The 12496-nt window shown below is 71.2% G+C and carries 13 protein-coding genes; 4 read left to right on the top strand and 9 right to left on the bottom strand.

What is annotated here, in order from left to right:
* Positions 1 to 15: 15 nt before the first annotated feature.
* Together LTT61_RS01930 and LTT61_RS01925 are read right to left on the bottom strand one after the other, a co-directional pair.
* Positions 16 to 735: a hypothetical protein gene (locus LTT61_RS01930; protein ID WP_233018187.1), complete on the bottom strand. Its 720-nt coding sequence runs from the start codon at positions 733 to 735 to the stop codon at positions 16 to 18.
* Between the two features lie 207 nt (positions 736 to 942).
* Positions 943 to 1644, bottom strand: coding sequence for a hypothetical protein (locus LTT61_RS01925; RefSeq protein WP_233018186.1), 702 nt, complete (start codon positions 1642 to 1644; stop codon positions 943 to 945).
* 144 nt (positions 1645 to 1788) lie between these two features.
* On the opposite strand from LTT61_RS01925, the gene LTT61_RS01920 reads away from it, so the two are divergent.
* Positions 1789 to 2295 (top strand): hypothetical protein, encoded by a 507-nt coding sequence (locus LTT61_RS01920; protein ID WP_233018185.1) that lies wholly within the window; start codon positions 1789 to 1791, stop codon positions 2293 to 2295.
* An 18-nt stretch (positions 2296 to 2313) separates the two neighbouring features.
* Entirely contained in the window at positions 2314 to 3483 is a 1170-nt protein-coding gene (locus tag LTT61_RS01915; RefSeq protein WP_233018184.1) for a zinc-dependent alcohol dehydrogenase, read from the top strand.
* On the opposite strand, the gene LTT61_RS01910 is transcribed toward LTT61_RS01915, so the two are convergent.
* From LTT61_RS01910 to LTT61_RS01880, 7 genes are all read right to left on the bottom strand, one after another.
* On the bottom strand, positions 3437 to 3931 hold the full coding sequence (locus LTT61_RS01910) for a GAF domain-containing protein (RefSeq protein WP_233018183.1): 495 nt from the start codon (positions 3929 to 3931) through the stop codon (positions 3437 to 3439). The two genes, LTT61_RS01915 and LTT61_RS01910, sit on opposite strands and share 47 nt — an antisense overlap.
* A 128-nt stretch (positions 3932 to 4059) precedes the next feature.
* Positions 4060 to 4515, bottom strand: coding sequence for a hypothetical protein (locus tag LTT61_RS01905; protein WP_233018182.1), 456 nt, complete (start codon positions 4513 to 4515; stop codon positions 4060 to 4062).
* Positions 4516 to 4633: 118 nt separating this feature from the next.
* Positions 4634 to 6856, bottom strand: coding sequence for a catalase/peroxidase HPI (katG, locus tag LTT61_RS01900; protein ID WP_233018181.1), 2223 nt, complete (start codon positions 6854 to 6856; stop codon positions 4634 to 4636).
* 33 nt (positions 6857 to 6889) lie between these two features.
* The gene (locus LTT61_RS01895) at positions 6890 to 7282 is read right to left on the bottom strand and encodes a Fur family transcriptional regulator (RefSeq protein ID WP_269821917.1); all 393 of its coding nucleotides are present in this window, start codon (positions 7280 to 7282) and stop codon (positions 6890 to 6892) included.
* A gap of 226 nt (positions 7283 to 7508) precedes the next feature.
* On the bottom strand, positions 7509 to 8702 hold the full coding sequence (locus LTT61_RS01890) for an FAD-dependent oxidoreductase (protein WP_233018179.1): 1194 nt from the start codon (positions 8700 to 8702) through the stop codon (positions 7509 to 7511).
* 202 nt (positions 8703 to 8904) lie between these two features.
* Positions 8905 to 9537 carry a PadR family transcriptional regulator gene (locus LTT61_RS01885; protein WP_332909221.1) on the bottom strand — a complete coding sequence of 211 codons (633 nt, stop codon included), beginning with the start codon at positions 9535 to 9537 and terminating at the stop codon, positions 8905 to 8907.
* A gap of 68 nt (positions 9538 to 9605) precedes the next feature.
* On the bottom strand, positions 9606 to 10427 hold the full coding sequence (locus LTT61_RS01880) for a helix-turn-helix transcriptional regulator (protein ID WP_233018178.1): 822 nt from the start codon (positions 10425 to 10427) through the stop codon (positions 9606 to 9608).
* 188 nt (positions 10428 to 10615) lie between these two features.
* Between LTT61_RS01880 and LTT61_RS01875 the strand changes: the two genes are divergently transcribed.
* Positions 10616 to 11341 (top strand): HAD family hydrolase, encoded by a 726-nt coding sequence (locus LTT61_RS01875; RefSeq protein ID WP_233018177.1) that lies wholly within the window; start codon positions 10616 to 10618, stop codon positions 11339 to 11341.
* A gap of 175 nt (positions 11342 to 11516) precedes the next feature.
* Positions 11517 to 12392, top strand: a complete 876-nt coding sequence (locus LTT61_RS01870; RefSeq protein WP_233018176.1) for a glycosyltransferase family 2 protein — start codon at positions 11517 to 11519, stop codon at positions 12390 to 12392.
* The last annotated feature ends 104 nt before the right edge of the window (positions 12393 to 12496 follow it).

The raw sequence follows: 12496 nt of genomic DNA, 5'->3' as shown, positions 1-12496 counted from the left end.
CCGTGCGGCGCGCGATCAGCGCGAGTTCGTGACCTCGAACGCGGCGGCGCCGAACCCGGCGAAGACATCGGCTGTGTGCTCGCCGGTGCTGCCGATGGTGTTGGCGACCACGACGTAACCCACGCCGAACGAGGCCGAGGCCACCTCCGAGATCCCGGTGTCCGACCAGCCCCACTTGGTGCCCAGCACCCCGGGCAGGTCGGCGGTGCCCCAGTTCTGCTCGGTGCCGTCGGCGGCGACCGGCGCGGCGTCGGCCATCCACTCCAGGATCGGCGAATCGCGGTCGGCGCGGAGCTTGGCGAGCAGGAAGGTGGCCACGTCGGAGGTGCTGGTGGTGGAGGTGCCCCAGTAGCCGCCGCCGGTGTGGGTGAGCCCGAACTCGGCGGCGATCGCGTCGACCGCGTCCGGGTAGGCGGCGTCGAGGGTGTCGGCCGCGGCGTCGTCGGAGAAGCGGATCGCGCGCTCGCCCGCGGCCCGGTCCAGCTCGCCGTGGGTGCCGTGCCGCACGGCGTAGTCGACGAGGTAGAGCTTGGCCAGCGAGAGCGCGGCGCGCGGCTCGTTCTCGTTGGCGGAGCCGGACCCGCCGCCGCGCAGGGTCCGGGTCGAGAACGCGGTCCTGGCGGGCACGTCGTCGGTGGCGATGACCACCGAGGCGGGCTCGGCACCGGCGACCGGTGCGGGAAGGACGCAGCAGACACCCACGGCGAGGGTGAGACAGAACATCCGAGCGGACACGGAACCTCCGGCGGAATCGAGACGCGCGTGCCGGTGGGGCACCGGGGGAATGGATACCGCATGCCCGGTTTCGCGGCGGCGAAACGCGGGCGCGGCCCCATATGGGTGCCGCTGCGCGGGAGTCCGGCCGCGATGGCGAACTCGGAGCAAAATAGCACGTTCCCGCGCCCGCGGCGGGTTACGCCGCTGTCCCGCGGGCCGGGGGCCTCAGCCGGGCAGAACCGTGTCGGCCACGGCCGCCGCGATCCCGGCGAAGACGTCGGCGGTGTGCTCGCCGGTGCTGCCGGTGGTGTGCGCGACGACGACGAAGCCGGGGCCGAAGGAGGCGGAGGCGACCTCGGCGACGCCGGTGTCGGACCAGCCCCACTTGGTGCCGATGACGCCGGGGACGTCGGCGGTGCCCCAGTCCTGCGGGGTGCCGTCGGCCGCGACCGGGGCCGCGGTGGCCATCCAGAGCAGAATCGGGGAGCCCGGGTCGGCGGTCTCCTTGGCCAGCAGGAAGGTGGCGACGTCGGCGGTGCTGGTCGTCGCGGTTCCCCAGTAGCCGCCACCGGTCCGGGTGAGCCCGAATTCGGCGGCGGTCGCCGCGACGGCCTGCGGGTAGCGGGCGCCGAGGGTGTCGGCGGCCGCGTCGTCGGAGCGGCGGATGGCGCGCTCGGCGGCGGCGAGGTCGGCGGGCGAGCCGTCGCCGTGCCGCACCGCGTAGTCGGCGAGGTAGAGCTTGGCCAGCGAGAGCGCGGCGCGCGGCAGGTTCTCGGTCTCGGTGCCCCAGCCGCCGAGCGGGGTCCGCACGGAGAAGGCGGTGCGCGCGGGCACGGCCTCCGCGGCCGGGTCGGCGCCGGCGACGGGTGCTCCGTGCAGGCAGGTGCCGACGACGACACCGGCGAGGACGAAACGGCGAGCGAACACGGGAGCCTCCGGGTATGCGATTGTTCGCCGGTCGATAACCGGCGGCGATGCACTCCGCTTGCCCCCGCCGCGGCCCCGGAAACCCCGTTTGCCCGTGCGGCCCAGGGGTAGCCGCCCGCCGAACGACGACGGGAGGAGATCCGCATGAGCATCGTCGACAAGACCGTCGGCACCGCCACCAAGCGCCTGAGCGGGCTGGCGAGCACCGTGCTCGGCAGTAGAACTGAACGCGCACAGGCGATCACGATCGAGCGGCCGCGCCCCGAGGTGGAGCGGTTCTGGCACGACCCGGAGCAGCTGTCCCGGGTGCTCGGCACGGTCGGCGAGGTGCGGCCGCGCGGCAGCGACGGCTACACCTGGGTGCTGCACGGGGAGCGGGACACCGAGTGGGAGACCACCCTGAGCACCGATGCCGAAGGGTTGCGCTTCAGCACCACCGACGACCCCGACGGCCCGCACATCCGGCTGACCTTCGCCGAGGCCCCGGCGGATCGAGGCACCGAGGTGACCGCGCGGGTAGCCGCCCCGATCCCCGGAATCCTCACCGAAGCCGCCGTTTTCAAGGTGCTGTACCGGGCCCGGGCACTGCTGCAGACCGGGGAGATCCCGACCCTGCAGCCACAGCCCGCCGCCCGCGAATCGGACCACTGATCGAAGGAGACACCCCGAATGCGCGCACTCGTCTGGAACGGCGTGAACGACCTCGCGGTCGAGACCGTCGACGACCCGGCCCCGCTGAACCCGCACGACGCGATCGTGAAGGTCACGCTCACCACCACCTGCGGCTCCGACCTGCACTTCATCGACGGCTACCTGCCCGGCATGCGGGCGGGCGACGTCTTCGGCCACGAGTTCACCGGCGAGATCGTCGAGGTGGGGCCCGCGGTGCGGGAGCGCCGGATCGGCGAGCGGGTCACAGTCCCGTCCTTCATCTCCTGCGGATCGTGCTGGTACTGCCGCCACGACCTGCCCTCGGCCTGCGACACCACCAACCCCAACCCCGAGCTGCAGCAGCCGCTGCTCGGCCACCCGACCGGCGGCATCTACGGCTACACGCACCCGTTCGGCGGCTACCAGGGCTCGCACGCGGAGTACGTGCGGGTGCCCTTCGCCGACTCGAACTGCTTCGTCGTGCCGGACGGCGTCACCGACGAGCAGGCGCTGTTCCTCTCCGACGCGGTGCCGACCGGGCTGATGGGCGCGAATTTCTGCGACATCACCCCCGGCGACGTGATCGCGGTGTGGGGCGGCGGCGGGGTCGGGCTGATGGCGGCGCGCTCGGCGCTGCTGCTCGGCGCGGAGCGGGTGATCGTGATCGACCGGCTGCCGGAGCGGCTCGCGCTGGCCGAGCGGAAGGTCGGCGCCGAGGTGATCGACTACAGCGCGGTGGACAGCGTGCAGGACGCGCTGCGCGAGGCGACCGGCGGGCGCGGCCCGGACGCGGTGATCGAGGCGGTCGGGATGGAGGCGCACGGCACCGGCGTGCAGCAGCTGTACGACCGCGCCAAGCAGGCGCTGCGGCTGGAGACCGACCGGGCGACCCCGCTGCGCGAGGCCATCCTGGCCTGCCGCAAGGGCGGGGTGGTCTCGGTGCTCGGCGTCTACGGCGTCACCGACAAGTTCCCGATGGGCGCGCTCACCAACAAGAGCCTCACCCTGCGCACCGCCCAGCAGCACGGGCAGCGCTACGTCCCGCGCATGTTCGACTACGTGCAGCAGGGCGACCTGGATCCGTCCTGGCTGATCACTCACGACCTGCCGCTGGACGACGCGGTGCGCGGCTACGACCTGTTCAAGAACAAGAAGGACGGCTGCGTGCGCGCGGTGTTCCGCCCGTGAGCGCGGTGACCGCGGCTGCCACGGCGGGCAGCCGCGGAATGAGCAGGTGGTCGATCTCGGTCTCGAAGCCGTTGCCGTCGTCGGCGTAGAGGTCGAGCACCGCGATCGGACGGGTGTCGCCGCGCACCGGCAGGCTGTGGCTGGAGCCGAGCCCGAGCAGCCGCAGCTCGGCCGACCACTCGCCCCAGCGCTGGGTCAGGCGCAGGTCGGGCACGGTGACCGGCTTGCCGGTGCGCAGCGCCTCCAGGCCGGGGGAGGCGCCCCAGATGAGCTGCGCCTGCTCGGCCAGCCGGGCGCGCGGCGACGACCAACCGGCCACCACGATCTCGTCACCGCTGATCGCGGTGATGCCGACCAGGGGCGGGCCCGGCACCAGCTGGGCCAGGTGCTCGGCGATGGCGAGGAGCGCCACGGAAGCGGCCCGCGGTCCGCTCATCGTCTCGGTCATGCCCGCCCTTCCGCCCGCGTGCCCGCGCGGTGGGCACCGTCGGTCCAGTTTGCCGGGCGGCGGCCGGGCCGCACAGCACCTCGAGCGAACCCTTCGGCCCGGCCTGTCCGCCGAACGAAGTGGGGCGGTCACCCGCCGGTGGTGGACCCGGGGCGCACGATCATCAGCACCGTGACCACCACCCAGAGCAGGTTGAAGACGCCGGTGAGCATGGCCAGCTGCGCGGTGTCGGCGCGCACGAGCACCGGGCCAGCGCCGCGCAGCCGGGTCAGCAGTTCGGCCTGGCCGGGCAGGATCATCAGCCCGAGCACGCCGGCGGCGGCCGCGGTGAGCGCGATGGAGAACACCACCCAGGTGTCGGTGAGCACGCCGAGCGCGAGCGCGGTGGCCAGTCCGAACAGCGGCACCGCGATGCCGACGGCGGCGTAGACCGGGCAGATCCGGTACAGCAGCGCCGCCTGCTCGATCCCCGGCTCGCCGTCGGCGCGCCTGGCGGCGGGCGGGAACATGCTCGCGGCGACCGTGACCGGCCCGATCGCCACGATCGCGGCCACGACGTGCAGCGCGAGCAGAACCTTCGTCATCGGTGTAGCTCCCTCTCGATACGGCCACTGCGGACCTTCAGACTGACTGAAGGTGAGTGTACGGCCGAAACGAGACCGGGCCGGCCCCGAAGGACCGGCCCGGTGCTCGTGAGCGGGATCAGCGCAGGTCGAAGCGATCGTTGTCGGCGATCTTGGCCCACGCGGCGGCGAAGTCGTCGACGAACTTCGCGGACGCGTCGTTCTGGGCGTAGACCTCGGCGATGGCGCGCAGCTGCGAGTGCGAACCGAAGACCAGGTCGTTGGCGGTGGCGGTGTAGACCGCCGCGCCACCCTTCGTGCCCTCGTAGACGTTCTCCTCGGACTTCGAGGCCTTCCACTCGATGTCCTGATCGAGCAGGTTGACGAAGAAGTCGGTGGAGAGCACGCCGGGACGATCGGTGAAGACGCCGTGCTCCTTGCCCGCGTAGTTGGCGCCGAGCACGCGCAGCCCGCCGATCAGCACGGCGAGCTCCGGCGCGGTGACGTCGAGCAGGTAGGCGCGGTCAAGCAGCAGCCGCTCCAGCGGCGCCTTCTCACCCGGGCGGACGTAGTTGCGGAAGCCGTCGGCGCGCGGCTCGAGCACCGCGAACGACTCCGCGTCGGTCTCCTCCTGGGAGGCGTCGGTGCGCCCGGGGGAGAACGCGACGGTGACCTCGTGGCCCGCGTCCTTCGCCGCCTTCTCCACGGCCGCGTTGCCCGCGAGCACGATGGTGTCGGCGAGCGAGATCTTCTTGCCGCCGGCGGAGGCGTTGAAGTCCTGCTGGATCTGCTCCAGCACGGGGAGCACCTTCGCCAGCTCGGCCGGCTCGTTGACCTCCCAGTTCTTCTGCGGGTCGAGCCGCAGCCGCGCGCCGTTGGCGCCGCCGCGGTAGTCGGTGCTGCGGAAGCTGGAGGCCGCCGCCCACGCCGTCTTGACCAGCTGCGCGACCGAGAGCCCCGACTCGAGCACCTTCGCCTTGAGCGCGGCGACGTCCTGCTCGTCGACGAGCTCGTGGTCAACGGCGGGCACCGGGTCCTGCCACAGCTGCGGCTCGGGCACCCACGGGCCGAGGTAGCGGCTGACCGGGCCCATGTCGCGGTGCAGCAGCTTGTACCAGGCCTTGGCGAACGCCTCGGCGAGCTGCTCGGGGTGGTCCAGCCAGCGGCGGGTGATCTCGCCGTAGATCGGGTCCTCGCGCAGCGCCAGGTCGGTGGTGAGCATGCCGGGGGCGCGGCGCGGGCCGTCGAACGGGTCGGGGACGGTGCCATCGCCCGCGCCGTCCTTCGGCTTCCACTGCCAGGCACCGGCCGGGCTCTTGTGCAGCTCCCACTCGTAGCCGTACAGGTTCTGCAGGAAGCCGTTGCTCCACTGGGTCGGGGTCGAGGTCCAGATCACCTCGAGCCCGGAGGTGATGGCGTCGCCCGCCTTGCCACTGCCGTGCGTGCTCTTCCAGCCCAGGCCCTGCTGCTCGATCGGCGCGCCCTCGGGCTCGGCGCCGACCAGGTCGGGGTTGCCCGCGCCGTGGGTCTTGCCGAAGGAGTGGCCGCCGATGATGAGCGCGGCGGTCTCCTCGTCGTTCATCGCCATCCGGCCGAAGGTCTCGCGGATGTCCTTGGCGGCGGCCAGCGGGTCCGGGCGGCCGTTCGGGCCCTCCGGGTTCACGTAGATGAGCCCCATCTGGACCGCGCCGAGCGGGCCGGAGAGCTCGCGCTCGCCGCTGTAGCGCTCATCGCCGAGCCAGGTGTCCTCCGGGCCCCAGAAGATCTCCTCCGGCTCCCACACGTCGGCGCGGCCGAAGGCGAAGCCGAAGGTCTGGAAGCCCATGTCCTCGAGCGCCACGTTGCCCGCGAGGACGAGCAGGTCGGCCCAGGAGATGCTGTTGCCGTACTTCTGCTTGACCGGCCACAGCAGCCGGCGCGCCTTGTCCAGGTTGCCGTTGTCCGGCCAGCTGTTCAGCGGGGCGAAGCGCTGCGCGCCCTGCCCGCCGCCGCCGCGGCCGTCGGCGATCCGGTAGGTGCCGGCGGCGTGCCAGCTCAGGCGGATGAAGAGGCCGCCGTAGTGGCCGAAGTCGGCGGGCCACCAGTCCTTGGAGTCGGTCAGCACCGCGGTGACGTCGGCCTTGAGCGCCTCGACGTCGAGCTTGGCGAATTCCTTCGCGTAGTCGAAGTCCGCGCCGAGCGGGTTGGACTTGGTGGAGTGGGCGTGCAGCACCGAGAGGTCGATCTGCTCCGGCCACCAGTCCTGGTTGGTGTGCGGGCGGCGCTCCGGATGCGCGGTCGGGGACTTGAGCGCCGGGTTCTCGCTCTCGCTGTTGCTGGCGGTAGCGGTATCGGGAGCGGGCGGACGACTGTCGGAGGTCACGACGTTCCTTCCTGAGGGGGTTGTGGGCTGCGATCAGGACTTGCAAGCGGGGCAGCGGCCCCAGTAGATGACCTCGGCCTCGTCGATCGAGAAGCCGTGGTCGTCGGTCGCGGTCAGGCACGGGGCCGGGCCGGTGGCACAGTCGACGTCGGCGATGGCGCCGCAGTTGCGGCACACCACGTGGTGGTGGTTGTCGCCGACCCTGGTCTCGTAGCGGGCGACCGATCCGAGGGGCTGGATGCACCGGATCAGCCCCCTCGCGGTGAGCGTGTGCAGCGAGTCGTACACCGCCTGGTGCGAGACCGCGGCGAGGCGGTCGCGCACCGCGCGGATAATCGAATCCGTGTCGGCGTGCGGGTTTTCGTGCACTGCGCTCAGCACCGCCATGCGCGGCGCGGTCACGCGAAGCGACACACCCCGAAGCATCTGCTGGAACTCGGTCGCCGTCGGCACACACGAGAGTCTCGTTCTTTCTTTGGAACGAGTCAAGTGTTTGCTTGTGTTGGATGGCCCGCCTTCGGCGGGCGTGTTCGCGGCCCCGGGGAGTCTCGCCGCCGAGCGCTCGAGTCTCGCGCCTTCGGCGCATGCGCTTTCGAGCACTCGGCGGCGAGACGGGCCGCGAACGGGGCTCGTAAGACTCGCCCCCGGTGGGTCAGGCTGCGACCGGCCGCTTCCAGTCGATGCGGTAGCGCTGTTCGGTGCCGAGCATCTTCTCCGGGTCCATCATGCGCATGGCGATCGGCATGAGCAGGTTCATGACGACCCGGGCGACCGGGCCCGGCGCCTTGCTGTGGTTGATCTTGGCGGCGCGCGCGGCGATGCCCTCGACGCGCGGGCGGCGCAGCGCCTCGTAGGCGGCGAAGGCGGCGGCGGGGGTGGGCAGGTCGCGCAGGCAGCGGGCCAGTTCGATCGCGCTCTCGATCGCCAGCGACGCCCCCTGGCCGGAACTGTTGGACGGCGCGTGCACGGCGTCGCCGATCAGGACCAGCCGGTCGCGGTGCCAGTGCGGCACCGGCGGCATGATGTGCAGCGCGCCCCAGACCTCCAGCGTCTCCGGGGTGGTGGCGCGGGTGAGCGCGGCGCCGGGGGTGTCCTCGGCGTAGGTCTCGCGCAGGGTGCGCAGCCACTGCTCGGCGGGGATCGCCCGCGCCTGGGTGGAGGTCAGGTACTCGGGGTGCGGCAGGTTGGCGCCCCACATGACCCGGCCGTCGCCGAGCGGGCAGTACAGGTAGTAGGCGCGTTTGCCGTACGCGAACTGCATGGTGCCCGCCGGGATGCCGACCTCGCACGGGACGACGGCGCCGAAGCCGAGCATGCCGGTGTAGTCCGGTCCGGGCGCGGCCGGATCGATCAGCGCGCGGACCGCGGAGCGGATGCCGTCGGCGCCGATCAGGATGTCGGCGGTGGCGGTGCGGCCGGCGGCGAACCGGGCGGTCACGCCGCCGTCGTGTTCCTCGACGCCGGTCAGCCGGGCGCCGAACTCGAACGGAACGCCCGCGGCGGCGGCGTGCTCGCGCAGCACCCGGACGAGGTCACCGCGGTCGACCAGCGACAGCGGCGGCAGGTCGTCGAGGCCGGGCAGCTCGTGGGTGCGCCGTCCGACCGACATGCGGGTGCCGCTCACGTCGACGCCGATGGCGCGCACGGCGTCACCGGCGCCGATGATGTCGAGCGCGGCCAGCCCGTTGGGGGCGAGCGCGAGCCCGGAGCCGGGCCACGAGCTGTCGGCCGGGTATGCCTCGTACACCTGGGCGTCGATACCGGCCAGCCGGAGCGCGGTGGCGGCGACGGTTCCGGCGATGCCGCCACCGGCGACGATCGCGGTGCGGATTGCGGGAGTGGACATAATGTTCTCCTGATTTCGAGCAGCCCGAACCGTCCCGCGTGCCCACCCGGATATCCTCGTGGTGCCAGCCTCGTGGCCGGGTGCGCTCCGCGGGCGCGGTTCGAGACGGTAGATCCGGGCTCGGCGATGGTGTTGCCGCACCGTTGCCGGGCCCGGTGTGCATAGTTGCGAGCGTTGCCCGCGCGGTGACTTCCGCTCACCCTTACTCCGTCGACCACCCCGGTACCGCGGGCGCCGCCGGGTCGAACAGGGCGCGGTTGAGTTGCCGCCAGGTGTCGACCTCGGGGAAGGTGCCCTCGGCGAGTTCGGCGCACAGCCCGCGCACCCAGCCCAGCTCGGCCTCCAGCATGGCGACGCCGAACTCGGTCTCGATCAGGAACAGCCGCGGCAGCCCCTCGACCGCGCCGACCTGCGCGCGGATCTCGGCCAGGGTGTTCTCGAGCGCGGCGGCGCGCTGCTCGAGCAGGGACACCACCTCGTCCGGGGAGAGCACGGCGAGCACCGAGAGCCCGGCCACGAAGCGGCTCTGCTCGCGCTGCGGGCGGGCCACCAGGTCGCGGGTCCAGTCGACGAGTTCTTTGCGGCCCGCCTCGGTGATCCGGTAGATGACCCGCTCGGGGCGGGCGCCCGCGCGTTCGCTGCCGACGATCTCCAGGAAGCCGGCCTTCTCCATATTGCGGACCACCGTGTAGAGCGAGCCCCACTTGATATCCATGTCCTGGTCTTTGCCGTGCGAGCGCAGGGTGGCGGCGATCTCGTAGCGGTGCATGGGCCGCTCCACCATGACCGAGAGAATTGCCAACGCCATCAGGTTGTCGACCTTGCGCGCTCCCACGATCCCGCCTCCTTTACTCGCAGACGAATATACGCCCGCGAGTAAGGAAACGAAATCCGGGAGAACCCCTAACCGCGCGTCGCCGCCAGCGTCCCGAGCAGGGTGAGCGCCTCGCTGCTCGCCGACCCCGGCTCGGCGTGGTAGACGACCAGCTCCTGCCCGGGGCTGGAGCGCACGTCGAAGGTCTGCATGGTCAGCGTCAGCGGCCCGACATCGCGGTGCTGGAACCGCTTGCTCTCCAGCGCCTTCCCGCGCGCGTCGTGGCTGCCCCACAGCTCGGCGAAGTCCGGGCTCGCGGCGAGCAGTTCGGCGAGCACCTGCCGGATGCGCGGATCGTCCGGCGCCTTGCCGTGGTTCAGCCGGAACCCGGCGACGGTATTGCGGGCGACCTCGCGCCAGTCGCGGTAGAAGGCGCGTGCGGCCGGGTCGGTGAAGACCACGTGCACAAGGTTCGTCGAGTGCGCCCAGCCGTGGAACAGGATGTCGGCGATCGGGTTCGACGCGAGCACGTCGTAGGCGCGGTTGTAGACGACGGCCGGGTTGTCCGGCCAGGCCGCCAGCAGCGCCGCCAGGCTCGGGTCGACCCGAGCCGGCCCGGCCGCCGCGCGCGCCCGCGGGCCGAGCCCGGCCAGCCGGAACAGATGCTCGCGGGCATCGTCACCCAGCCGCAACGCCGCCGCCAGCGCTTCGACGACCTGCGCCGACGGGGTCCGCTCCCGGCCTTGCTCCAGCCGGACGTAATAGTCGACGGAGATCCCTGCCAGCAGCGCGACCTCTTCGCGCCGCAACCCCGGCACCCGCCGATACCCGGTGCTCGGCAGGTTCACCGCGGCCGGGTCGAGCTGGGCGCGCCGCGCTTTCAAATAGGCGCCGAACTGCGTGGAAGCCATAGGCTCGAGGGTAGGCGGCGGCGCCGGGGCGAGCCTGGGTGCGCTGCTCCCAGGAACTTCCCGCCCGGCCGGTGAAGACCACGTGCACGAGGTTCGTCGAGTGCGCCCAGCACCTTCTCCCAATCCTGAACGCCGGGCTGTTCGGACGCACCTGCATCCGACAGTCTCGTCTGCAAGAATCCGTGGACATGGGGGAGACGAACGCGGGGCTTGTTGTCTGGGACGTCGACGGCACTCTGATTCCTGCGGATCTGCGGTGGTTGAGGCGCGCTGTGGCCCGCACTTACGACCTGGATGAGTCAGCGGTAGTCTTCCCCGCATCACGCGTTCACGGCTACACCGACGAGTCGATCGTCATCGATACGGTGATCGCCTCCGGAGTCGACGAGGCGACCGCGGAGCAGGGTTTCGGTCGCTACGCCGACGTGCTCATGGACGTCATGGCTCAGGGCGAGGCAGAGCTTGCCCGTGATCAGGCCGCGTACCCCGGCGCTGCCGACACCATTGCCGCTCTGGCGGAGAACGGGTTCGTCCAGACCGTTCTCACGGGCAACCTGCGGGTATCAGCCGAATTCAAGCTCAGGGTCGCGGGTCTCGCCGCGGACCTCGATATGGATCTCGGTGCGTTCGGTTCGGATGCGCGCGAGCGGTTCGACCTGCCCGCCTTCGTCGCCGACCGATTCCGGGCACGGTTCGGATATCCGCTCGACCCGGCACGGACCGTGATCATCGGCGATGCGCCGAACGACATCGCGACCGCACGTCACGCAGGCTTCGGGGTCGTCGCAGTAGCGCACAGACTGCCGGCCGACGAGCTGGCGCAGCATTCACCAGACGCAATTGTCAGCCGTCTGGAACCTGACGCGGTCGTGCAGGCGGTCCGGATAGCGATGGAGTCGATCAAGAGTCGTTGATGCCGGCGACATGCACGAGGTTCGTCGAGTGCGCTGAGCTAGCTCCATTCTTCGGCCGCTTGACGCTTGGGAGCACTCGACGACGATTCCAACTGTGCTGCTGAGCCGACAGACCGCCTGGTCGGTGACGTAATCGGTGGCTCAGGGACGATTTCACGGTGGTAGGTTCGCCGACATGCTCAGCTCGGATGACAAGACCGTCGGCTTGGCCCTGGTGACCTACCAGAGCGCCGAGGATCTGCCTGGATTCCTGGAGACGTTGGCGGCTGCCGTGGAGCCGTATGCGGCCGATGTGATTGGTGTCGACAATGTCTCCACCGACCGCAGCGCCGATATCGTCGAGGAATTCGGTGGCCGCGTCATCCGCAACCCGCGCAATGTCGGCCTTGCAGCAGCGATCAATCAAGGGGCTGCCGCGACGAGCGCGGAATGGATTCTCGTCGCCAATCCGGACACCCAGCTCATGCCGGGCTCGATCGCCGCACTGGTCGACACAGCGATCTCCGACCCGCGTATGGGCATGATCGGTCCGCGGATCGCCCGCTTGGACGGTACCCCGTATCCGAGCGGGCGGCGGTTCCCGTCGCTGGCAGTCGGCATCGCCCATGCCCTGCTGGGCGGCGTGTGGCCGGGCAACCCCGCCACGCGCCGTTACTTCGGCACCCCGGTCACCGGGGTGACCGGGGTGGACTGGATCTCCGGGTGCTGCATGCTGTTCCGCCGCGAAGCGTTCGACGCCGTCGGTGGCTTCGACGACCGCTACTTCCTCTACTTCGAGGAAACCAAGATGGCCTTGGACATGCATCGCGCGGGCTACCGGGTGGTGCTCGACCCGAGCGTGGAGATCCGCCACCGTGAGGGCGGCAGCATGCGATCCGCCCCTTATCGCAAGGTCCGTGCGCACCACCGCAGTGCCCTGCGGTTCTACTGCGACTACCACCGGGGCACCGGGTGGCTGGTCTTCGCGCCGCTGGTCGCTGCCGGGCTGATCGTGCGCGGCGCGGTCGCGGTGGGACTGACGGCGCTGCGTCAGCGCACGGCCAACCGATAGCCGAAGGGTTGTTCATCCAGCCCGATAGCTGCTTGCAGGTCATCCAAAAGCTTGCTGACAATGCGCTACCGGTGCGGGACCTGGGCAGGAACTTCTCGCCCTGC

Source organism: Nocardia asteroides, assembly GCF_021183625.1.
GTDB classification, from domain to species: domain Bacteria; phylum Actinomycetota; class Actinomycetes; order Mycobacteriales; family Mycobacteriaceae; genus Nocardia; species Nocardia asteroides_A.
Note: the sequence above shows the minus strand (reverse complement) of the source record. Positions and strands in the feature narration are given on the sequence as shown.